25 protein-coding genes, 1 tRNA gene, 1 pseudogene and 1 CRISPR repeat array are annotated in these 22,965 nt (G+C 35.6%); of the genes and pseudogenes, 22 read left to right on the forward strand and 5 right to left on the reverse strand.

What is annotated here, in order from left to right; translation table 11 throughout:
- The 8 genes from ACGH6R_RS00005 to ACGH6R_RS00040 all read left to right on the forward strand — a co-directional run.
- Positions 1 to 2,103 (forward strand): hypothetical protein (locus tag ACGH6R_RS00005; RefSeq protein ID WP_411598549.1); only part of this gene is annotated, 2,103 nt, incomplete at its 5' end.
- A gap of 13 nt (positions 2,104 to 2,116) precedes the next feature.
- Positions 2,117 to 2,818, forward strand: a complete 702-nt coding sequence (locus ACGH6R_RS00010) for a hypothetical protein (RefSeq protein ID WP_411598550.1) — start codon at positions 2,117 to 2,119, stop codon at positions 2,816 to 2,818.
- A gap of 7 nt (positions 2,819 to 2,825) precedes the next feature.
- The gene (locus tag ACGH6R_RS00015) at positions 2,826 to 3,365 is read left to right on the forward strand and encodes a hypothetical protein (RefSeq protein ID WP_411598551.1); all 540 of its coding nucleotides are present in this window, start codon (positions 2,826 to 2,828) and stop codon (positions 3,363 to 3,365) included.
- A 12-nt stretch (positions 3,366 to 3,377) separates the two neighbouring features.
- Positions 3,378 to 4,079, forward strand: a complete 702-nt coding sequence (locus tag ACGH6R_RS00020; protein ID WP_411598552.1) for a hypothetical protein — start codon at positions 3,378 to 3,380, stop codon at positions 4,077 to 4,079.
- A 7-nt stretch (positions 4,080 to 4,086) separates the two neighbouring features.
- Positions 4,087 to 4,338, forward strand: coding sequence for a hypothetical protein (locus ACGH6R_RS00025; protein WP_411598553.1), 252 nt, complete (start codon positions 4,087 to 4,089; stop codon positions 4,336 to 4,338).
- 13 nt (positions 4,339 to 4,351) lie between these two features.
- A complete protein-coding gene (locus tag ACGH6R_RS00030) occupies positions 4,352 to 5,053 on the forward strand; it encodes a hypothetical protein (protein WP_411598554.1) in 702 nt (233 codons plus the stop codon).
- A gap of 7 nt (positions 5,054 to 5,060) precedes the next feature.
- Positions 5,061 to 5,402 carry a hypothetical protein gene (locus ACGH6R_RS00035; RefSeq protein WP_411598555.1) on the forward strand — a complete coding sequence of 114 codons (342 nt, stop codon included), beginning with the start codon at positions 5,061 to 5,063 and terminating at the stop codon, positions 5,400 to 5,402.
- 274 nt (positions 5,403 to 5,676) lie between these two features.
- Positions 5,677 to 6,439: direct repeats of the CRISPR family, unit length 29 nt; unit sequence GTGTTCCCTGTATACACAGGGATAAACCG.
- A 121-nt stretch (positions 6,440 to 6,560) separates the two neighbouring features.
- Entirely contained in the window at positions 6,561 to 6,776 is a 216-nt protein-coding gene (locus tag ACGH6R_RS00040) for a hypothetical protein (RefSeq protein ID WP_411598556.1), read from the forward strand.
- 328 nt (positions 6,777 to 7,104) lie between these two features.
- Here the strand turns inward: ACGH6R_RS00040 and ACGH6R_RS00045 are convergent, their stop codons facing one another.
- Positions 7,105 to 7,686: an IMPACT family protein gene (locus tag ACGH6R_RS00045; protein WP_065557677.1), complete on the reverse strand. Its 582-nt coding sequence runs from the start codon at positions 7,684 to 7,686 to the stop codon at positions 7,105 to 7,107.
- 54 nt (positions 7,687 to 7,740) lie between these two features.
- On the opposite strand from ACGH6R_RS00045, the gene nfi reads away from it, so the two are divergent.
- Positions 7,741 to 8,412, forward strand: coding sequence for a deoxyribonuclease V (nfi, locus tag ACGH6R_RS00050; protein WP_411598557.1), 672 nt, complete (start codon positions 7,741 to 7,743; stop codon positions 8,410 to 8,412).
- The gene (locus ACGH6R_RS00055) at positions 8,402 to 9,148 is read left to right on the forward strand and encodes a tRNA1(Val) (adenine(37)-N6)-methyltransferase (protein WP_411598558.1); all 747 of its coding nucleotides are present in this window, start codon (positions 8,402 to 8,404) and stop codon (positions 9,146 to 9,148) included. The genes nfi and ACGH6R_RS00055 overlap by 11 nt, the downstream gene beginning before the upstream one ends.
- A gap of 13 nt (positions 9,149 to 9,161) precedes the next feature.
- On the opposite strand, the gene ACGH6R_RS00060 is transcribed toward ACGH6R_RS00055, so the two are convergent.
- The 3 genes from ACGH6R_RS00060 to apt form a co-directional block, all read right to left on the reverse strand.
- Positions 9,162 to 10,571, reverse strand: a complete 1,410-nt coding sequence (locus ACGH6R_RS00060) for a basic amino acid/polyamine antiporter (protein ID WP_065557680.1) — start codon at positions 10,569 to 10,571, stop codon at positions 9,162 to 9,164.
- Positions 10,572 to 10,616: 45 nt separating this feature from the next.
- Entirely contained in the window at positions 10,617 to 11,387 is a 771-nt protein-coding gene (ddaH, locus tag ACGH6R_RS00065) for a dimethylargininase (RefSeq protein ID WP_267359862.1), read from the reverse strand.
- 282 nt (positions 11,388 to 11,669) lie between these two features.
- Positions 11,670 to 12,221, reverse strand: a complete 552-nt coding sequence (gene apt, locus ACGH6R_RS00070) for an adenine phosphoribosyltransferase (RefSeq protein ID WP_267352294.1) — start codon at positions 12,219 to 12,221, stop codon at positions 11,670 to 11,672.
- 303 nt (positions 12,222 to 12,524) lie between these two features.
- On the opposite strand from apt, the gene ACGH6R_RS00075 reads away from it, so the two are divergent.
- The 9 genes from ACGH6R_RS00075 to ACGH6R_RS00115 all read left to right on the forward strand — a co-directional run bounded on the left by ACGH6R_RS00075 (position 12,525) and on the right by ACGH6R_RS00115 (position 20,252).
- Positions 12,525 to 13,862 carry a vWA domain-containing protein gene (locus ACGH6R_RS00075; RefSeq protein ID WP_411598559.1) on the forward strand — a complete coding sequence of 446 codons (1,338 nt, stop codon included), beginning with the start codon at positions 12,525 to 12,527 and terminating at the stop codon, positions 13,860 to 13,862.
- Positions 13,863 to 13,869: 7 nt separating this feature from the next.
- A complete protein-coding gene (locus ACGH6R_RS00080; RefSeq protein ID WP_411598560.1) occupies positions 13,870 to 15,339 on the forward strand; it encodes a sensor histidine kinase in 1,470 nt (489 codons plus the stop codon).
- Positions 15,320 to 16,003, forward strand: coding sequence for a response regulator transcription factor (locus ACGH6R_RS00085; protein ID WP_267352291.1), 684 nt, complete (start codon positions 15,320 to 15,322; stop codon positions 16,001 to 16,003). Before ACGH6R_RS00080 ends, ACGH6R_RS00085 begins: the two co-directional genes overlap by 20 nt.
- Before the next feature lie 129 nt (positions 16,004 to 16,132).
- Complete coding sequence (recR, locus tag ACGH6R_RS00090) at positions 16,133 to 16,738, forward strand: recombination mediator RecR (RefSeq protein ID WP_267352290.1); 606 nt, start codon at positions 16,133 to 16,135, stop codon at positions 16,736 to 16,738.
- A 123-nt stretch (positions 16,739 to 16,861) separates the two neighbouring features.
- Positions 16,862 to 17,680 carry a pyridoxal phosphatase gene (locus tag ACGH6R_RS00095; RefSeq protein ID WP_411598561.1) on the forward strand — a complete coding sequence of 273 codons (819 nt, stop codon included), beginning with the start codon at positions 16,862 to 16,864 and terminating at the stop codon, positions 17,678 to 17,680.
- A 13-nt stretch (positions 17,681 to 17,693) separates the two neighbouring features.
- The gene (truC, locus tag ACGH6R_RS00100; protein ID WP_267352288.1) at positions 17,694 to 18,407 is read left to right on the forward strand and encodes a tRNA pseudouridine(65) synthase TruC; all 714 of its coding nucleotides are present in this window, start codon (positions 17,694 to 17,696) and stop codon (positions 18,405 to 18,407) included.
- Positions 18,408 to 18,729: 322 nt separating this feature from the next.
- Positions 18,730 to 19,140 carry a DUF4878 domain-containing protein gene (locus tag ACGH6R_RS00105; protein ID WP_411598562.1) on the forward strand — a complete coding sequence of 137 codons (411 nt, stop codon included), beginning with the start codon at positions 18,730 to 18,732 and terminating at the stop codon, positions 19,138 to 19,140.
- Between the two features lie 91 nt (positions 19,141 to 19,231).
- Positions 19,232 to 19,840 carry a YiiX/YebB-like N1pC/P60 family cysteine hydrolase gene (locus ACGH6R_RS00110; protein WP_267378805.1) on the forward strand — a complete coding sequence of 203 codons (609 nt, stop codon included), beginning with the start codon at positions 19,232 to 19,234 and terminating at the stop codon, positions 19,838 to 19,840.
- Between the two features lie 338 nt (positions 19,841 to 20,178).
- Positions 20,179 to 20,252, forward strand: a tRNA-Cys gene (locus tag ACGH6R_RS00115).
- A gap of 68 nt (positions 20,253 to 20,320) precedes the next feature.
- On the opposite strand, the pseudogene ACGH6R_RS00120 reads toward ACGH6R_RS00115, so the two are convergent.
- A pseudogene (locus tag ACGH6R_RS00120) lies at positions 20,321 to 20,467 on the reverse strand (hypothetical protein); the annotation flags it as partial.
- A 261-nt stretch (positions 20,468 to 20,728) separates the two neighbouring features.
- Between ACGH6R_RS00120 and ACGH6R_RS00125 the strand changes: the two are divergent.
- The 3 genes from ACGH6R_RS00125 (at position 20,729) to ACGH6R_RS00135 (ending at position 22,741) form a co-directional block, all read left to right on the forward strand.
- Positions 20,729 to 21,643 (forward strand): hypothetical protein, encoded by a 915-nt coding sequence (locus ACGH6R_RS00125; protein WP_411598563.1) that lies wholly within the window; start codon positions 20,729 to 20,731, stop codon positions 21,641 to 21,643.
- Positions 21,644 to 21,649: 6 nt separating this feature from the next.
- Positions 21,650 to 22,207 carry a hypothetical protein gene (locus ACGH6R_RS00130; RefSeq protein ID WP_411589870.1) on the forward strand — a complete coding sequence of 186 codons (558 nt, stop codon included), beginning with the start codon at positions 21,650 to 21,652 and terminating at the stop codon, positions 22,205 to 22,207.
- Between the two features lie 342 nt (positions 22,208 to 22,549).
- On the forward strand, positions 22,550 to 22,741 hold the full coding sequence (locus ACGH6R_RS00135; RefSeq protein WP_065557694.1) for a thermostable hemolysin delta-VPH: 192 nt from the start codon (positions 22,550 to 22,552) through the stop codon (positions 22,739 to 22,741).
- The last annotated feature ends 224 nt before the right edge of the window (positions 22,742 to 22,965 follow it).

The raw sequence follows: 22,965 nt of genomic DNA on the forward strand, positions 1-22,965 counted from the left end.
TGGGGCATGCTACTTAATAATGAAGAATCGATTTATTTTTATCTGCTTGCTGAAAAACCCTTAAAAAGTGAAGAAACTTCGGAGGATAAATTAACAGTATCATTGATTCAATGCCTGCATATGCTAGAGACTCATGCGCAACCTACATTGACGACTGCTATCAGTAGTAAAGGAGTTATTTTCAATACGACCAAAACAATTTTAAGTATTAAAATTGAGGAAAACGTTGATGTTGCCAGACGATTGATAGAGCATATTGTCACTTCAAGTGTTGATGGCGCCAACCGGGCAATGCAAAATAATATCAAAATTAATCAAATTAAAATGCAAGATCATTATATTGATACCATAAACCTGTTTAAAGTTAGAGGGCCGGAAGTAATCCGTCAATATAAAGTAAAAATGACCATTAAAGGATTAAATCAATATCTGAAAAAGAATCATCAAATGATGCCATTGTTTAGTAGCAAACAAATGACCACCAATAAAGGGAATATTGTTAATTTAATTCAATCGCAGAATAAGGATAGATGGTCTATTCCGCTTAAAGGAAAAAATAAGAATTTTGGTAAAGAAGTGGTTGAAATAAATATGTTAATGGCATTTGAGGATATGAATCGTGTAAACGAATTTGAAAAAGGCTTTACCAAAAATGGAGGGTTTTCCCAAAAAGTGTTAAAGAATATAGCGCCCAATGTCATCGAGGTCAATGGGATCACACTTGATGCAGATGAAGTGAAATATTTATCAGACGTGATACCAAGACAAAAACAATACGTGGAAGTTTTTGACACATCAAAAAGTTTGGTACTAAGCGGTATCAGTTTGTATTTTCAATATGAAAATATAACAGGTCTGAATAAGCAGATTGATAATATAAAGGATCCTCACTTAAGAACAGTAATGAAATTTCGCATATATACGAGTTATGCGATAATGGGTGTAACGACCATTGAAGTATTATTACATGGGACAAAGCTATTTAAGCTTTTGCTGGCAAAGACGCCGTCGTTATTTTTACAACGAACATCAAGAATGGCAATGTTCAAAGGGACGTTAGGAGTCCTCAATAAGGCAGCTGGTGTGCTTAATGTAATAGACAGTGCGATAGGGGTGTATCAAGCATTCAAAAGTTGTGGTGAAGGCAATACTGGTTCAACAGCTTTAATGATAACCAGTATCTTGACGCTGATCTGTAGTGTTGTAGGTTGGTTGAATCTTATTCCAGGTTATGGTCAAATTTTCTTTGCCATTATTTCGATAGGGGCACTTATTGCCGGTATGATCTTATACGATAACGGCGATGACTGGGATGAATTCAGTAAATGGCTAAACCGCTGTATGTTGGGCAATTTTGACTTTCGTGAATCCAAATACCCACCGTATTACTTACCGACGCCAAAATGTATGTTACTGTCGGATCAGGATTACTATTTAGCGGTCAGAAAAGGGCGTTGTCTTTTAGAATCAGAAAAAACAAATGCGCCAGTTGAATTTGTCTACGTTGAAGGGGAAAAGTATCCCAAGGCTGTATATGAATATAGTCCGATACTGACGTTGAATTTGCCGGATTTTAATAAGAAAAAATCCGTATTTGAAGGGAAAATAACGATTAAATCGCTAACCAATCCGAATCAAACCCCAGTGGAGTTGGTGATATCTGATGGATTAGAGTGGCTGGAAATTTCGCCGGTTACTACCTCCAGCTTTTTTACCCCAAGAACGGATAATGCGGTTGGTAAAGGTGAACTTTATAGAATGGATGAAACTAAAGCAGAGCCTGCAAAAGAAGAGTCATTATGGAATCAGTTAATGGCTGTATCCCATAATCAACCGATGCCAACGACGACCGAAAACACACAGTCAGACAAAAACGATGAGTCCGAAGCGCCAAAAATTGGTCTGTATTTAATTAAATGGAGCTTAGGTAAAATCAAAGGGAAGCATGACGTGACTATCAGGGTCAATTACTGGCCAGAAGGCAAGCAGGATGAGAATGCCGACCAAAGCCAAAGCGATGACAGCAGCAGCGACCCGAACACCACAAAACAAGCTAAAGAGCGCACGCCGTACTTACTGTCTTACCACTATATAAAAGATTAAACAGGAAATCACCATGCCAACTAAAGCAAGTCTAACCACACTTTTAATATTTATGGTCAGCAGTTTACTGTTAACGGGGTGCGATACTTATCCTTATAAAGAAAAGATACAAGAATCTAACGACTACAATAACCCAACAGGCAATACAGCAAAATGTATGATGGTGGGGGATATCACATCCTCAATGTATCCCTATACCACCTATTATATGCAAGGACAGGATTTGCCTTATTCGCCGAAAACAAAAGAAGCAATTTTTAATCGTTTAAAAAATGACAGTTTGCACCTGTTTGCCGGGATAGGTTTTTTTACGGAGGAATATGCAGGCGAAGTTGACGGCAGAGCGACGTACCGTTACGACCTGACCGATTTAGGGCGAAAATACGTAAAATTTGCATTGGGTGAAACCAATTTTTGTTTTGGTCGGGTGGTGGTAGACAAAATTAACCGCATAAACGACACCATTAACGGGGTGGGGGGCGGCACGGTGCGGGATGTCTATTATACTTATCACCTTGAAAATGTGCCGGATTGGGTCAAAGACCCACAAATATATAAACGATTTCGATATTTTAAAGAACAAGTCAATGGTGAACCATTTCCCGGGATTCACAGTTATAGCGTGTCAAGTAGTGGAAAATTAACAACCATGACCGGCGAAAGTGCTTCTTATCAATGGGCATCGGATTTTAATCGAGAAATCAAAGAAGAGTAATTAAACATTGTTAGTTTTAAATGGTGAAAAATCTGTGTTTGAAGGGAAAATAACGATTAAATCGTTAACCAACCCGAATCAAACTCCGGTGGAGATAACTATTTCGCGAGGATTAGAGTGGATGGAAATTTCGCCGATTACTACCTCCAGCTTTTTTACCCCAAGAACGGATAATGCGGTTGGTAAAGGTGAAATTTACGATTTTGATGAAAGCAAGACAGAATCTCCGAAAGAAGAGTCACTGTGGAATCAGTTAATGGCGATATCCCATAATCAACCGATGCCAACGACGACCGATAACACACAATCAGACAAAAGCGATGAGTCAGAAGCGCCAAAAATTGGTCTGTATTTAATTAAATGGAGCTTAGGTGAAATCGAAGGGAAGCATGACGTCACTATCAAGGTCAACTACTGGCCAGAAGGCAAGCTGGATGAGAGTGCCGACCAAAGTCAAAGCGATGACAGCAGTAGCGACCCGAACACACCAAAACAATCTAAAGAGCGCACGCCGTACTTATTGTCACACCACTATATAAAATATTAACAGGATATCACCATGCAAACTAAAGCAAGTATAACCACACTTTTAATATTCACTGTCAGCAGTTTACTGTTAACGGGGTGCGATACTTATCCGTATAAAGAAAAGATACAAGAAGTTTACGATAACCATAACCCAACAGGCGATAAAGCAAAATGTATGATGGTGGGTAGCGTGACAAAATCAATGTACCCGTATACTACCTTTTATATGCAAGGGCAGGATTTGCCGTATTCGTCAAAAACTAAAAAAGCAAATTATAATCGATTAAAAAATGACAGTTTGCACCTGTTTGCCGGAATAGGTTTTTTTACGGAAGAGTTTGCTGGCGAAGTTGACGGCAGAGCGACGTACCGTTACGACCTGACCGATTTAGGGCGAAAATACGTAAAATTTGCATTTGGTGAAACCAATTTTTGTTTTGGTCGAGTGGTGGTAGACAAAATTAACCGCACAAAAGACACCATTAACGGTGTCGGGGGGGGCACCGTGCGGGATGTCTATTTTACCTATCACCTTGAAAATGTGCCGAATTGGGTCAAAGACCCACAAATATATAAACGTTTTGGATATTTTAAAGAACAAGTCAATGGGGAACCATTTCCCGGGATTCACAGTTATAAAGTGTCAAGTAACGGAAAATTAACCACTATGACCGGCGAAAGTGGCAGATATAGATGGGCATCGGATTTTAATGAAGAAATCAAAGAAGAGTAATTAAACATTGTTAGTTTTTAATGGTGAAAAATCTGTGTATGAAGCACCAAAGATTGGTTTGTATTTAATTAAATGGTGCTTAGGTCAAATCAGAGGGGATTATGATGTCACCATTAGGGTTAATTACTGGCCAGAAGGCAAGCTGGACGAGAGTGCCGACCAAAGTCAAAGCGATGACAGCAGTAGCGACCCGAACACATCAAAACAAGCCAAAGAGCGCACGCCGTACTTACTGTCACACCACTATATAAAAAATTAAACAGGATATCAACATGCAAACTAAAGCTAGTCTAATCACACTTTTAATATTCAGTGTCAGCAGTTTACTGTTAACGGGGTGCGATACTTATCCTTATAAAGAGAAGATTCAAAACGTTTATGACAATCATAACCCAACTGGCGATAAAGCATTATGCATGATGGTGGGTAGCGTGACAAAATCCATGTACCCCTATACTACCTATTATATAGAAGGACAAGATCTACCGTTTGCACAAGAAAGAAGAAAAGCATTTAATAATCGAGCAAAAAATGATGGTTTACACCTTTTTGCCGGGATAGGTTTTTTTACGGAGGAATACGCCGGTGAAGTTGACGGTAGAGCAACGTACCGTTACGACCTGACCGATTTAGGGCGAAAATACGTTGACTGGACATTTGGTGAAACCAATTTTTGTTTTGGTCGGGTGGTGGTGGACAAAATTAACCGCACAAAAGACACCATTAACGGGGTCGGGGGGGGCACAGTGCGAGATGTCTATTTTACTTATCATCTTGAAAATGTGCCGGACTGGGTTAAAGATCCACAAATATATAAACGATTTCGATATTTTAAAGAACAAGTTAATGGGGAACCATTTCCCGGAATTCACAGTTATAAGGTGTCTGGTAGTGGAAAATTAACAACAATGACTTGTGTTAGCGGTACATATAAATGGGCATCGGATTATAATCGAGAAATCAAAGAAGAGTAATTAAACATTGTTAGTTTTAAATGGTGAAAAATCTGTGTTTGAAGGAAAAATAACGATTAAATCGTTAACCAATCCGAACCAAACTCCGGTGGAGTTGGCGATATCTGATGGATTAAATTGGCTGGAAATTTCAACTGTTACCCCCTCCAGCTTTTTTACCCCAAGAACGGATAATGTGGTTGGTAAGGGTGAAGTTTACGATTTTGATAAAGCTAAAGTAGAACCCGCAAAAGAAGAGTCATTATGGAATCAGTTAATGGCTGTATCCCATAATCAACCGATGCCAACCACGACTAATAACACACAGTCAGACAAAAGCGATGACAGCAGCAGCGACCCGAACAAATAAAGCAAGGAGCAAAGTCAAGATTAATATTGAGTAGTTCGTTAATATCATCCACCGAAAAGTAACATGTTATCTTGTTATCAAAAATTGCTCGGTACATAGTAAAAGTTGCCAAAAAGAGCACCGCTAAAAAACTAGGAAACTGAAAATAACTATATGATAAATATAGAACTATATCTCTAGTGCGCATTAAATTTAATCGCTTAAAAAAACAACAAAAATCGGTAGAATTTTTCACCCAACTATTTTAATTAATAAACAATAAGTTATAATTAGAGTGTTCCCTGTATACACAGGGATAAACCGGCTATATTTTAGGTGGTCGTATCGAGTTTTTAGTGTTCCCTGTATACACAGGGATAAACCGGCGAAAAAGTAGGTGTCGGGGTATCAGGTACCGTGTTCCCTGTATACACAGGGATAAACCGCAGATGATCATATTCGAGATTATTAACACTCGCGTGTTCCCTGTATACACAGGGATAAACCGCCCTTTTGCAGAGTATTCAATGGCGGTTACTCGTGTTCCCTGTATACACAGGGATAAACCGATAACTTGGATGTGTTTAATGCAGCATCTAATGTGTTCCCTGTATACACAGGGATAAACCGAGTTAAATAGTTTAGCTGATTCAATCAGTTTTAGTGTTCCCTGTATACACAGGGATAAACCGGTATATCATAATAAAAAATACCAATTCGGTTAGTGTTCCCTGTATACACAGGGATAAACCGCGAAAACAGGCTATGGAAAAATTCTCATCTCAGTGTTCCCTGTATACACAGGGATAAACCGCTATATTGTATATAGACCTCTCTATATGGTCAGTGTTCCCTGTATATACAGGGATAAACCGGGATGTTAATTTTAGTAGATCCGTCTATTAAAGTGTTCCCTGTATACACAGGGATAAACCGCATCGCTGAAAAGTGGGTATGACGGCTTACCCGTGTTCCCTGTATACACAGGGATAAACCGCCAAAACTGAAAATTGGCAGCGCAGGAGAGTTGTGTTCCCTGTATGCACAGGGATAAGCCGATCAATGGTTCAAAGATCCTAACCCTGTTCAAGATAGTATAAATAAAAAGAAAAACTAAATTAAGGAGAAATCAAAAATGAGTATTAAAGCTATTCTTTTTTCGATTATATTTATAAGTATTTGGGGGGAGGGATATGGTACTTAATTTTTAATAAAAAATATCCTTTATCTTTTAAAAAACAAGAAGATAATTGGATTAAAGATCAAGCAAAAGATTCTACGTTTGATGTAACTAATCCTAATGCTATTTTTTCACAAGGGTATATGCAAGGGCTATGTTCGCCAGAACCTGATATAGAAAATCCACCTCGTACAACAGATATATTAGAGCATTAGGAATAAAAATAAATGAGTTTTAACAAAATAAACACTTAACTCAAGGTGGGCAAGTCATCTTTTATATGATAAGCATGTTCTTGCAAATAAATAAAATCATATTTAGTGTTCCCTATATACACAGGGATAACCCAGCATAACGAATGAAAAACACATCCTATATCGCTTTATTTCTTGCTTGCTCAGAGCATAGAGTTATCGGTAGTGCTCAGTGATAATTTAAGAATTTCGTAGCAAGCCATTTTTTAATAAAAAAGCTTTAGCAATATTATAGAAATAGTGACAGTTATGACTTTGTGAACATCCAACGGAAATTAACCAACAGGATTTATACTGGTATTATCACTCTACCACGAGTAATATCACTGATGCTTTTTTGTAGCGAAAGCAATTTGTCTTGCGTAATGGCAATATTGACGTTTACCCCTATGGCATCAAAATCTTGATTTTCAATCAGTGCATCCAGTTCTTTTAAGCGATTTTCTATAATTGGCCATTCATTATAATAGCAGTGAAATTGCAAAGGTATTCGGGCAATAAGTTCAATCAATTCTGCTTGTTGTAGACAATGACTGGCTGACCCACCATAGGCTCGTATTAAGCCTCCTGTGCCAAGTTTGATTCCGCCAAAATAACGAGTTACCACCACCACTACTTGATCACAATCTTGTCCTTCAATCGCTGATAGAATTGGACGCCCTGCGGTGCTGGTTGGTTCGCCATCATCATTAAATCGATACTGTTGACCAATTTTCCATGCCCAACAATTATGGGTTGCGTTAGGATCGCTAATTTGATCGATAAAATCCGTTGCTTGCTGGGCATTAATAACGGGCGCCGCATTGACAATAAAGCGGCTTTTTTTAATTTCTTCTGTCAGTTCGGTCGGATTTGCTAATGTATATGGCATACTAATTCTGGTAAAATCATTTTATTGCCGTTAATAATACTCAGCAGAAAGAAAATGTCTATTAATTTAGAACAATTGAAACTAACCCAGCAGCAATTAGCTGAACAAGTAAACCTAACCGATGATTTTAATTCATCAATCACTTTAATTGGTGGTACCGACGTGGGCTTTGAAGATGAAGGCAAAACCACTCGTGCCGCTATTGTGATTTTAACGTATCCGGATTTTGATGTGGTGGAATATCATGTCGCGCGATTAAAAACCGAGTTTCCTTATATTCCTGGTTATTTATCTTTTCGGGAGTATCCTGCTTTACTTTCTGCTTGGGAGCAGGTCGAACATAAACCTGATTTATTGTTGGTTGATGGTCAAGGCATTGCGCATCCAAGGCGATTAGGTATTGCTAGTCATCTTGGTTTATTATTAAATATGCCGACCATTGGTGTCGCTAAAAAACGCCTTTGTGGTCATTATAATCCATTGCCGAAAGTTGCTGGTCAAGTAACGCCACTCACCGACAAGCAGCAACAGATAGGTTGGGTATTACAAAGCAAGAATAATTGTAATCCGTTATTTATTTCATCCGGTCATCGTATCAGCCAAGATAGTGCGTTGAAATGGGTCAATTTATGTTTACGTGGTTATCGTTTGCCTGAACCTACACGCTGGGCGGATGCGGTGGCGTCGAATAAACCGTTATTTAAAAAATTTATCCATGCAAAATAAATCACAATCGTTAAAAAAAGGGGGCTTTACCTTTAAGCGCTTTTTTGTTGCGCATGACAAAAGTCCAATGAAAATTACCACTGATAGTTGTTTACTTGGGGCGTGGGTTCCGATCTTGTCTTCAACTCATAAGGTGCTTGATATCGGTTGTGGTTGTGGCGTGATTGCGTTAATGCTTGCACAGCGCCTTGAACATCAAGCTTGTCAAATTGATGCTATCGATATTGATGTACAAGCCGTTAACCAATGTCAACAAAATAGCCAACAAGCAGGCTTTACATCCATATCAACAATACAAGGGGATGTGAATTATTTTAATAGGGATGATGCCAATAGCTATGATTTGATTGTGACCAATCCACCTTATTTTGAGTCGGCAGTGGATTGTCGAACGAACCAAAGGCAATTAGCCCGTTATACAGAAAGTTTAAACTACACACAGCTTATTGATTCAGTCAAACGATTATTAAAGCCAGACGGTCTATTCTGTTTGGTGCTGCCTTATCATTTAGCAGATCAATTTAGGCAATTATGCGAATCAAATCATCTATTTTTACAACAATTGTTGCAGGTAAAATACATGGCAGATAAAGAGTTTTCTTTATCATTAATGGCGTTTGCTCCAAAGCCTAATGCTCATGTCATTGAACAACAACTGTGTATGCGTTGTGATGATGGGCAGTATTCGCCTGCTTTTAGAGCGCTATTAGCAGATTTTTATTTGTTCCAAAAATAGCGCCAAGGGTTAGTTAATCCAGTATGACATAAAAATACATAACGGCAATAATGGCTAATATTATGATTGCGATTGCATATATTTTGTCATGAACATAAGTGAAAGCCGTAAGGCATCGTTGCTTGCGTGCGTATAAGTAAAATATTAGCCCAATTGCATACAATATCATTGATAATAATAAGTAAGACATCCCACCAGCATAAATTAACCATGCGCCATAAATTGATCCCGCAGCCCCAATAAAAATCAGGTAAACTTTGCGAGATTTTATGGCTAATTTAAGGACGAATAAAGCTGATAATAAATAGGGGATTAGTACCATTGAGGTAGATAATTGGATTAAAGTGTTATAACCCGAATGGTAGAAATATGCGAGAACAATCAATAGGCTGATCAAGCTTGATGTTAAGTATAATGCATTGGCAGGCGTACCATTTTTATTTAATTTGCCAAAACAGCGTGCAACGGTATGATTATTGCCTTGTCCGGTTAAAAAAAGCATTTCAGCAGCAAGCATTAACCAGGATAATAATCCACCACTAACCGAAACAATCAGCCCAATATTAATTAATGTTGCTCCCCAACTACCAACTACATGCTCAATGACTAAAGCCATTGAAGGATTTTTCATTGCTGCCAGTTCTTGTTGAGGAACAATACCCAGCGACAGAACAGACACACAGATGAGCAATAAACTGGTAATAGCAAAACCAAAAAAAGTTGCCCGGCTTATGCTTAAAATGTTTTTGGCTCGTGAAGCATAAACCGTTGCGCTTTCGATACCTAAGTAAACCCAAACAGTATAAAGCATAGTATGCTTTATTTGATCCACAATTGAGCCAAGTTGTGGCGTTCCCCAAAAGTCTATTTTGAATGTTGAAACCTTGAAAGCAAGAATGATACAGACAATAAACAGACCAATCGGAACAATTTTTGCTAATGTGACTAAGCAATTTAATAAGAAAGCATGATAAATCCCTTTTAAAACAAGGGCATTTACCAGCCATAAAAAGATGAGTCCGGCTATGACTGCTGGCAAGGTTGTGCCATTACCAAAATAACTAAAACAATCAAATGATCCTAACGCGCTAAATAAGATAACTAAATAACTGGCACACGACATCCATGCAGATATCCAGTATCCCCAAGCTGCGTTGAATCCTATATAATCACCAAAGCCTTCACGGACATAACCATATAAACCATCATTAATCTTATAAAAACGAATCGAAAGATACTGAAATATCCGTGTCAGCATTAACATGCCAAAAAGCGTGATGATCCACGCAATTAAAATAGCGCCAGCACCAGACGCTTCAGCCATGTTTTGCGGTAAACTAAAAATACCACTTCCAACAATACTGCCAACCACAAGTAAGGTTAAAGGAAGTATGCCTAGTTTTGTACGGGTAGGTGTATTCATAATTTTGTCTTATTTTGCGTTTTATTCGGCTTTGGCAGCGTTTAATTAAAATCGTAATGACATGCAGCTAACACCACCATCGACTTTGCGATATTCTGATGTATCCACCTCAATCACTTGATAACCTAAAGCTTCGATCTTAGCTTTAGTGATTGGGTAACCAGCAGGCATGATGACCCGATCATTAACCCAAATACAGTTAGCGGCATAGCTTTCTTGTTCAGGAATTTCAATAATGTTCAGATGTTGAAATTCGGGTTTGGTAATAAATTCGCCGGCTGCTAATAAATTGTTGTTTTCCAGATAAGCCAATCCTGTTTTTAGGTGTAGAACTTTTTCAAGCGTGACCACCGAACCGGTTAAGCCATATTTTTGTAATATAGCAATCATTTGATTAGCACCTTCTTGATTAGTACGTGCCGATAATCCGATATAATAGTGATCTTCCACCATCATAATATCACCGGCTTCAACCGTGCCCGGAGCCGTAATCTTTTCGACTTTATTTGGGTAAAATCGTTCAATGGTATCGATGATGATTTCAGTCTCGTTACGTCTACTTTCTGCCCCTGGTCTAGTAATAATGGCACAGTGTGGCGTACACAGAGCAACATCTTCAACAAAGACCGAATCTGGAAAACGTTCATCGGCGGGTAATAGGGTGATATCAACATCACATTGCTGTAGTGCTCGGATATAGTTGTTGTGTTGGTCTAAGGCTTTTTGATAATCAGGCTTGCCTAAATTTGCTGAAGTTAATCCATGAATTAGAGATTTGGCAGGCGTTCTGGCAATGATATGGCTAAATTTTTTCATGTTTGATTTATTTCCTATTTAATAATTATGCGATATTTTTGAATAATAATTCACATTAAAATGTAAATCAAGCATTAAGTTGATTTTTTATTCACTTTTTGATGGCTTCTTTTTTAGGCATGTGGTCAATTTAAATTGAGTATTATTGCGTAGCGTTAGTTGTGGTAGTTGGAGATCAGTATTGAATAAAAACAGAGTTGATATACAACATGGACAAAAAGTGAAGGGAGGAGTTAACTCTTAGCATGAGTAGGGCGACAACATCGCCCCAGTAGACTAAGATTATTCGCCGGCAAAATCAACGAGGGTAAAACAGTTAATACCCAGATCGGTTAATTTTGTTTTACCATGTAGATCCGGTAAATTAATAACAAATGCGGCATCTTCTGCTATACCACCTGCTTTTTGAATTAATTTAGCAGTTGCAGCAACCGTTCCACCTGTTGCAAGTAAATCATCAATAATCAGCACACGTTCATTCGGTTTAATTGCATCTGAATGGATTTCAAGTGTATCGGTTCCGTATTCAAGTTGATACTCTTCTTTAAATACGTGACGTGGTAACTTGTTGGGTTTTCGAACTGGCACAAAACCAACGCCTAACGCTAATGCAATTGGTGCTGCAAAAATAAAACCACGCGCTTCAGTACCGACAACTTTATCAATTTTTTTATCTCGATAGTGATCGATTAACAATTCGACCGAAGTTCTAAATGCGACAGGATCTTCAAGCAGACTGGTAATATCACGAAATAAAATTCCTTGCTTAGGATAGTCTGGAATGGTGATAATGCTGTTTTTGATAAGCGCAAGTTTTTCTTGTATCTGAGTCATATTAAATGTTCTCTAAATATTCTCTTTTTAAGAATGGCTAATTTTGTATTATATACCTTCGTTCTTTGTGCTTGCAATAAACAAACCGTAACAATGCAGTAAAAGCGGTCGATTGTTCACAATTTGATTGATACATGTTGAAAGTCGGGATGAAATGATTCCTTTTTAAATAAAAAATTTAATTGGCGTTTTCCTGTCCTAAAACGGTATTTTTTACAACTTTTTACAATTAAATACAACTATCTGACAGTTTGATTGGTCAAATCAATATAATGACATAAACTTTTTATATAAGGAAAAACAATGAAATTAATTAAAACAGTCCTATTAGCAGGGCTTTCAATATTAAGTTTATCCAGTCATGCACAAGTCAATAAGCAAATTGAAATTCGCTCGGAACTTGCATCGCCAATTGTTATGCAAAATTCCCAAGAGAAGAATTATTTAAAAATTTCGTTAACCGGTCATGAATTTGATTCAGCAAAACGGGTTCCTATTAATTTGGCAATAGTAATTGATCGCTCAGGCTCGATGCAAGGTGATCGTATTGTTAAAGCAAAAGAGGCGGCTATCTTTGCTATTAACATGCTTAATGAGAATGATACTTTATCTGTCGTTGCTTATGATAATGATGCAAAGGTGATTATTCCTTCAACCAAAGTTAACAATAAACAAAAATTGATTAGTTTAATAAAAGAAAATATTGTTGCAGATGGTGGCACAGCGTTATTTGCCGGATTAAGTAAAGGTATCCATCAAGTTGAAAAACAGTTGTCTAAAGATAATGTTAATCGCATTATTTTATTATCGGACGGGCAGGCGAATATTGGTCCGACATCCGTTCAAGAACTTTCTGAACTTGCCATTATTGCCGCCAAAAAGAATATTTCTGTCAGTACTTTTGGTATCGGTGAGGATTATAATGAATTATTGATGTCATCGATTGCCAGTTATAGTGATGGTAATCATGTATTTGTTAATGATTCTTTAGATCTTGAAAATGTATTTGCCCGTGAGTTCAAGGATGTAATGTCAACGGTTGCCCAACATGTTAAGATCAATATCTATTTAAAAGATGGGGTAAAACCGGTTCGTTTATTAGGTAGAGACGGCATAATCAAAGGTAATCAAGTAACGGTAACAATGAATCAAATTTATTCTAATCAAGAAAAGTATATTTTGTTAGAGGTCGAGCAACCACAAGGTAAAGTAGGCGAAGAAAAAACATTAGCGGAAATTGATTTAGTGTATGATGATTTGTTAGATAAGAAAACTCAAAAAGAAAGACAATCAGTAAAACTTGCTTATACCGATAATCTGGAAGCCGTAAAAAAAGCCTTGCGCCAAGATGTCGTTACTGAGATTGAAATACAAGAAGTGAATGAAAATAGCGTTAAAGCATTAGAATTCTATAATAAAGGCGATCGAAAAGCTGCGCAGAAAATTCTAGAGGATAACAGTAAAAGACTTGAAGCAGTTGCAAATATGTATCCAGAATATGCGAATAGAGTGAAAGATGATATGAAATGGAATAAAAAAATGGCAGCAGATGCAGTTAATGAAAGTGGAAATGGCAAAATTTATAGTAAAGAAATGGCAGAAAAGCAACAAAATACTAAACTGGGTGTGATTAAAAAATAACGAAAGTATGAAACAATTAGCAGCGATTCTCTCTTGTATAATATTTGTAATGGCACTTAGCTATCTTGGTTGGCGTAGTATTGAACATGAAGTTTTAATGCGCCAACATCAGCAAAGAATGTTAGCACAAAGCCGGTTGGAGAATATAAAATCATCGATTGAATCGCTGTTAAATCAGCGTTCTGTTTATTTGATTAGCTTAATTCAACTTTTGGAAAAGGGCGTAGGTACGTTTGATAATCTGTTACAATCACAATCGGATATTAAAAATGCTTTCGAAATTCGCCATAATAACATTGTTTATATCAGTAATAGTAACGATCTGCAATGGGTTAAATTTGTTGAGTCGATTAAGTATGATAATGCAATTTTAATCAATCCCAATTCCTCCAGTGAATTATCTCAGCCAACCTCGGGCTGGTATCAGTCTTATGATCATCTGATTTTTTGGTCTAAAAAGGGTAACATTATCAAGGGATTTGAGCTATCAACGATTAAATTTGCGTTAGATATTATTCGGTTATTTGAAGATCAATCTATCGATGATAATTTCAGTCTCTATGATGGTTCAAAACAAATCTATGTTCATGGTCACTCGACAATCAATGACATTAATGTGATGCTTGACTATCCACTACAGAATTGGCAATTAACTTATTATTATTTATCACCAAACTTTGTTACCTTTTATTGGTTAGGTGGTGGAATATTATTTTTGTTTATTGTGTTAGTTATTGGTATCGTTTGTTATGTTTATCGAGAATATACACGAGCGATTCGTTTAGCTAAACAACAAGTTAGCTTTGTTGGGCAAGTTTCACATGAGTTTAAAACGCCATTAACTAATATCACACTTTATTCAGAAATGTTAAAAGAACAGTTAATCGATGAACCTTTTCCTGTACCTGAATATTTGGATGTGATCACCAGTGAAAGTCAGCGATTAACTCGCTTAGTGCAAAATGTACTTAATTTAAGTAAGCCAGCTAAACAGAATTTTAAAGCCGTTAATTTAACGTTGCTCATTGAGCGAGTTTTTCAAACTTTCAATCCCGTTCTTAAAATAAAATCATTGCAACTGAATTTGATTTTAAATTCGAATAAAAATCACACTATCTTTACCGATGAAGATAGTGTGATGCAAATCATAAGTAATTTTTTAAGCAATGCTGAAAAATATGCCGTAAATGGCAAAAATGTTGATTTATCACTGACGACTAATGATAAACAGACTATTATCACCGTGCGGGATTATGGTCGTGGTATCCCTAAGCATCTATTAAAGAAAATTTTTAAACCCTTTTATCGGATAAATTCATCCATTACCGAAGGCGTTTCGGGAACAGGAATTGGGCTTACTATTGCCAACCAATTAGCGCAGCAATTGCAGGGTACTATCAAGGTAACCAATGAAAATCCGGGTACTGCGTTTTCATTAATTTTAACGGAGCATGTGCATGAAGATTTTAATCGCTGAGGATGATCATAACATTCGTAAAGGAATGTCGGATCTTTTACAACAAGAAGGTTATACCATCCTTCAAGCTGAAAATGGGAAAACTGCGCTTAAATTGTTTAAACAGGATAAACCTGATTTTATCATTTTAGATATTATGATGCCCGAAATGGATGGGTATTGTGTTTGTCGTGAGATTCGAAAATTAGATGATGATATACCGATTCTTTTTTTATCTGCTAAAGATGAAGAAATCGATCGCGTTATTGGTTTAGAGCTTGGCGCTGATGACTATATGAGTAAACCTTTTGGCATTCATGAACTTCGAGCAAGAATCAAAGCTATTGCTAAACGTTATTTAAAATTAAAACATGCTAACCATATAAACGATGAATTTTTTTATTTTGGTGATTTGACGGTTTATCCAATCGAGTTATGTGCAAAACGTAATCAACAAGTAATCGAGCTTTCACTTCGAGAAATCAAAATTATATCTTGCCTGTATCAACATCAAAATCAAGTTGTGACAAGGGATATGCTTTTTGATTATGTATGGGGATATGATTATTCACCAAATAGTCGAACACTTGATCAGCATATCTCTAAATTACGTAAACAAATTGAACTCGATCCATTGAATCCTGTTTTAATTAAAACCATTCATGGCTTCGGTTATCGACATTAAAATCGGGTGATTTATTAAATCGTTCTGCCTGAATTGAAATTTAAAAGCGATGTAATTGTTGTTTTATCAAAGCTTGAAAAGAGGTATTATTAACGCTAAATGTATTTATTGTGATAACTAAACGAATTTATGCAAATTAGCCCATTATTAGAATCACTCATGGAAGCATTACGTTGCTTACCTGGCGTTGGTCCCAAATCTGCACAACGGATGGCTTTCCATTTATTACAGCGTAATCGACAAGGCGGTATTAAATTGGCTCACGTACTTCATGAAGCGATGATTAATATCGGTCATTGCCAAGAGTGCCGAACTTTTACTGAACAATCCATTTGTACCATTTGTGCCAATGCTCGTCGTCAAAGTAGCGGTCAACTCTGTGTTGTTGAAACCCCAGCAGATATCGTTGCTATTGAACAAACCGGTCAATACAGTGGTCGTTATTTTGTATTGTTAGGTCATCTTTCTCCTTTAGATGGTATTGGTCCAACTGATATTGGTCTTGATCTATTAAAGCACAAACTATCTTCAGAAACGATCAGTGAGGTTATTTTAGCGACGAACCCAACAGTTGAAGGGGATGCAACCGCCAACTATATTGCTCAAATGTGTGCAGAGTTTGATGTAACGGCAACCCGTATCGCTCATGGCGTGCCAGTTGGTGGAGAACTTGAAATGGTAGACGGTACAACGTTATCGCACTCGTTTGTTGGTCGTCAAAAAATTGAATGGTAAATCGGTTGTAGATTAAGCATCAATGTTTTCTGAACAGTTACCAAATCATTCGTTAAATTAGCCAAAGTCGAGTGATATAAAAGGGTGTAGGAATAGTTATTTGAAGATAGAAAGAGGAATAAAATGAAGTATAAAGCCGTTGCCTTTGATATGGATGGTACTTTACTTGCCAGTAATCGTCTAATTTTACCTGAGACAGTTGCGATGATTGAAAAAATCAGTGCCCAAGGTGTTAAAGTTATTTTAGTTTCTGGTCGTCACCATTCTGTTATTTATCCGTATTATTATCAACTTAAATTATCAACACCTGCAATTTGTTGTAATGGATCTTACCTGTATGATTTTGAAAAACAGCAATCATTTGCCGGTAAACCCATGACAAAAGAGCAAGCAAAAACATTGCTTAATTTGGTCAATCAATATGGTATTCATACGCTTATTTACACTGACAAAATGATGACTTATGAAGTGCTCGATGATCATTTAGAAGGTTTTTTTAAATGGGTAAATTCGTTGCCTTCATTTTTACAACCTGAGATTAAAAAAGTAGATAGCTTTGATAAGGTAATTGACGAAGCAGGAGCGGTTTACAAATTTGCCACAAGTAGTCATGATCTGCCTGCATTACGACAATTTTCGGATGCTGTTGAAGCACTTAATCAATTTTCATGCGAATGGTCTTGGTCGAATCGCGCTGATGTCGCCGTGAAGGGCAATACAAAAGGAAATGGTTTAATGCATTGGGCTAAACATGAAAATATCGATCTTAGTGAAATCGTCGCATTTGGTGATAGCTATAATGATATTTCAATGTTGACATTAGCGGGGCTGGGTATTGCGATGGGCAACGCAGATGATGAAGTGAAAGCCAAAGCCGACCATGTTATTGGTGACAATAACAGTACCAGTATTGCGAGTGAACTTGAAACACTGTTTTTATAGTATTTGTTAAATAATGTTCGAAATTCTTTATCAAGATGATGCTTTAATTGCGATTAACAAGCCATCCGGTTGGCTTGTGCATCGCAGTTGGTTAGATAAACATGAAACAACGGTCGTCATGCAAACTTTGCGAGATCAGATTGGGCAACATGTGTTTCCTATTCATCGCTTAGATCGTCCTACATCTGGGGTATTATTGTTTGCTTTATCTAGTGAAACCGCTCGTTTAATGTCACAACAGTTTGCAACTAAACAGATTGAAAAAACGTATCATGCAATTGTTCGGGGTTATGTTGAAGGTGAGGCGATAATTGATTATCCTTTAGTTGAAGAGCTGGATAAAATTGCCGATAAGTTCTCGACACCGAATAAACCCGCACAAGATGCAATTACTTTTTATCGGGGTATCAGTAAGATCGAAGTACCGATTAAAGTTGGTAAATTTGATACAGCAAGATTTAGTTTTGTGGAATTAACCCCTCAAACCGGTCGAAAACATCAATTACGCCGCCACATGAAACATATATTTCATCCTATTTTAGGTGATAGTAAACATGGCGATCTTCATCAAAATCGAGCTTTTACTGCTTACTTTGGTATTAAAAGACTAATGTTACATGCAAGTTCGCTTAATATTATTCACCCACTAACGCAGTGTCCAATCACGATTAAAGCTGATTTAGATAATAACTGGCTATCTATTTTGAAAAATTTTGAATTGATTTAATCAATTTATTTCATATTTTTATTAGATAATTTGGTGTTATTTCAGTGCAAGTTGCTTCAATTTCTATTAATAATACAAATGAACAGGGTCATTAAGTCCATTTAAAAAACGGAGTAAATAAAGTATTAAAATGTAATTTAATATAACGATTTTGTTTTTGATTACTTAAGAATAATTAATAAAATTTTACTTATTTCTTTTCAATTAAAATATTACATAGTATGATTTTGTACCTTTTCAAGTTTGTAAATCGATTTATGCTACCTTGAAAAGGAATTCGAATAGATTTATGTCGTTAATATTCTGTTAATGGGAAAAAAAAATGAAATTAGTTGTAAAATTTTTGGGTATTTTTATGTTATCGCTTATGGTTTTTGCCTGTACCAATAATGATTCTCCAGAAGCCGTTGGAGAAAAATTTACAAAAGCTGGTTATAGCGTTGATATGGATACCTTTATGGATTTATTGTATATTTCTGATGATATGCAAAAAGATGGTGTTGATGTAAAAATACTATTAAAAAGTAAATTTAAGAGTGTTTTAGATGAATCTGCAAAAATGGCAAAAAAACATGGCGGAATTGATAAAATCGTTAGTTCACCTGCTGAATATAATACCGATAAAACAAAAGCTCAAGTTCAAGTCACTGTTTCATTTAAAGATGGTGCTCAAAAGAAATCTAGTTTAGATTTGATAAAGATTGATGGCAAATGGCTTGTCAATATGAAATAAATCATAAGAATAGTGTTTAATAACGAAAATAAAAAAGGGTAAATCAATGGTTACCCTTTTTCAATTATGATTAACTAATTTTTAAATTGTCATGAAATTTTGCCATTATGTCTTTATTGTTATACTGTTTTGTTCTAATTTAGTGACAAAAACGGTATCAGCTGATTCTTTAGATGCTCAATCTAACTTTATTCCACTTATAAAAGTAGGGGATTGGATTTTTCGCAAAGGTGTTCAAATTGATAGCTTGGTTATTAATCAATTAGGCGGGGGTGATTTTTCTCATATTGGTTTTATTATAGCAACTGAGCCAGAAGTTAGAGTAATTCATGCAACAACGGGCGATAATGAAAATCTACCAAATCAAGTTATTATTTCAACAATTGACGAATTTACTACGCCTTCACTTGCGCAGAAGTATGCGATAGCAAGACCCCATTTTTTATCTGATCAACAACAACAATTGATAGTTGCAGAACTATTAACTAAACAAGGTGCTCCGTTTGTACTTGCCAGTCGTGATGAAGATCATTTATATTGCACTACATTGCTTTATGACGCCATTGTCAAAATCTATCCGGAGTTTAATTTAGAATGGAAGTATGCTAACTTTCCTTTATTCAATGGCATTTACTTATTTCCGAGTGCCTTCGCAGACTATGAGGGTATCACATGGATCTATCACTATTCTGAAAATTAATCAGATAAACAAAGCTTGTAAAGACAGTTCTGATAATTCACGGTTATTGGTTTTTTTGTTTTAAGTACTGACATCAGTCGTTATCAACCGCCTTTTTAGTTAATCCGTAAGCAAGTGAATACCATTTTTAAAACGTAATAGACTAATTGATTTTTGCTGATCACTAAATTTAATTTTTTATATTTATGTCTATTATATGTTGAAATTTGGATGAATAATTATCGAAAAGGGCAGTGAGATTAAATAACTTTTGTGACTGCTGTAATTATAAACTATTTATTCTTGACGTATAAACATGCCAATGCTAATATTTGCCACCTATTCAGTTAGACCTCAACGGCGCGTTGGCAGAGTGGCCATGCTGCGGATTGCAAATCCGTCTACCTCAGTTCGATTCTGGGACGCGCCTCCATTAAAATATAAAATAAATCAATAAATTAAAAAAATAATCGCTCAAAATTTAAACCACTTAGAATATACTTAGAATATACAGTTAAATAAATCTTCTTTCTGAGGTGGGTTTAGCGTCGGTGTAACTTTGACTTTTCTGTCATATGTATTAACTTGCGCTTCAGTTTTGTGACCACTAAATAGTTGCTTATCTTTGGTCGCACCTTCGTAGTCTGAAAATAAAACAAATTCAGGGTAATGATAATAAATTCGTTACTCAACAATGTAATTAAGCCGACAAAAGTCGGTTTTTTTATGCCCATTCCAGCAATCAGCATTAACAAACATCGAAATACTCCATTGTTAAAGATTTAACTACTAACACAAAATTGGTTATAAATAAATATAATTTTCTATAAATTTAATATATAAAATAGTTAAAATATAAACTATACTGTTAAATATATTTTGTATTGTTAATAAAATGAAATTAAGAAAATGTATTCAATTTCTCCATATTTATTCCGTAGTTATAATAAAAACATTATGGGCCCTAAAGGAAATCATTATTCGCCTCTTAATAATATTGCTGGATGTGATTTATTTGAACTTTTGAAAGATTTTTTTAAAAAAAATCAAGATTACCATGATAAATCTGATTCAAAGCAAGTGTATCGATTTGAAAATTTGTTCTTTGATGATGAACAAAGATTTATATCAATATGGTTTTCTGTGGGTGTTTATGGAATCAAAACAGATATTATTGATATAAAAACAGGTAAAGTTGATTTCGAAAAAGCTCAAGAAAATGCTGAAATTATAAAATATTTTATGTATTTTTTTATACCAAAAAACTTTGATGAGGCTATTGTATTAACATCTAATTACCGAAGTTCTGGTGTGAAAACCTTATTTTATTCTTTATTTTCTAAGTATTTTAACAGTATGACTAATCAAAGTTTACAAATGAATCCTTTATCATATGACAAAGCCTTTAATTCTTGGTTGGATGCCAGAACAACTGAAATTAGATGTGTTAAATTTGAAGGTTGCAAAGATATCACAGACCAATTAACGCTGTTGGGACATGAAGAGCAAGAGTTGGTTATCAAACCAAAGAAAAATAAATCTTTGGGGAAGCTGAGAGATTTCATCGGTAAAGGCGATAAGTTAAAAGTGATTGAAGTGCTAGCTGAAAATTCGGGGGTAATAAAAAGCGTTGTTGAATTGGGTGGTAAAAAAAGAACATTTAGAATTGGCAAAAAAGCAACCAATGTTATGTGCGAAATTGAGTTAGATGATGATGTTGAAATAGTTGGCGGAGTTCCTGTATTTGAATCAATGCAAAAGTGGTGTATAAGAATCTCAAAGGAGTACGCTCAACACATGTATCCTGGGTTGTCTATAGGTTGATAAATTATGAATTCCAAAATAAATATAGGCTCTTTAATTAAGGGGCACATTAAAACACTTTATAATGCCAGTACAAAAAAGCTGGATTTTAGTGATATCGTGACTTTTTTTGTTCTACCAGCGCTAGTTGCTATATTAGGTAGTTTTTGGGGTATATTTTTAAGCATTGATATTATTTCGTTGCTCGTTAATTTCGGCTCGATATTCACGGCCTTACTATTAAGCGTTCTGGTCTTGGTTTATGATCAGGTTGGTAAGGTTAATGAAAAATTAAATGATGATAAAAATAAGAACGATTCAATGTTGAAATTGAAATCAAGCTTACTCCAAGATTTATATTTTAATATCAGCTATTCAATGATTGTTTCATTATTTTTGATTATGTTATGCCTAGTATATTCAATGGGTAGTAAATTTATATTAGACATTCCTTGGACTGAAATTGAATTGAGTATAAATCGTTTGTTGTTTTTGCCATTAATAATTTTTGTAACCATTAATTTACTATTAACTATTTTAATGATCATTAAAAGACTTCATTCCTTGCTAATATCAAAAAATTAATATTCAAAAATTTCACATTTATAAGCTCCGTGTTCGGGGCTTTTTTTATACCCAGTTTTTGGCAATCGGCACATTTTGTTTGTTTCATAATTTTTTAATTAATGTCGGTTGCCGTTTTTATTGGGAGGGTTGGCAGAGTTGGTTTAATGCACCGGTTTGCTAATCCGTCTACCTCAGTTCGATTCTGGGACGCGCCTCCATTAAATTTTTAATCAACTCATATTCTAAATTTCAAACTTAATCTTACGCTATTTTCATTAATTTTTGTTTAAACTGATTGCTATATTGCTCAAAAAAGAGTACAAATAATAGTCAAATATAGGTATTCTTGATTTGACTACTATGAGCTACTTTAATTATCATGCAAAAGCAAAAAAATTAATCAAAGATGGTTTTCTTCTGGGCTATGAGTTTGTGGATAATTGGAATGGAATTAAACCCGCTTTGGTGCTGTATTTTGTGAACGAAAAGCCTATGCCAATCAGAGAGTATCGTTGGGAAGAGTATTTCCCTCTTATTAATAAAGAAATCTAAAAGATGGATAGTTAAAAAAAGTGAAAACCATTCATTTACTGGTTTACGATATATGTTATATTCTTATCGTTGTTCCAATCATTAAAGAATTAGTTATTTGAACAATTTGATTTGAATTTAATCATCATTTTTGATGAAAATCGTATTAAATCCTATCAAGTTAGGATTTGTTAAGTTCATCTTTAAATAAATTTGCCAAGCTCTAGCCTAAAGCGTAAAATGCC

Source organism: Gilliamella sp. CG13, assembly GCF_046635805.1.
GTDB lineage: Bacteria > Pseudomonadota > Gammaproteobacteria > Enterobacterales > Orbaceae > Gilliamella > Gilliamella apicola_I.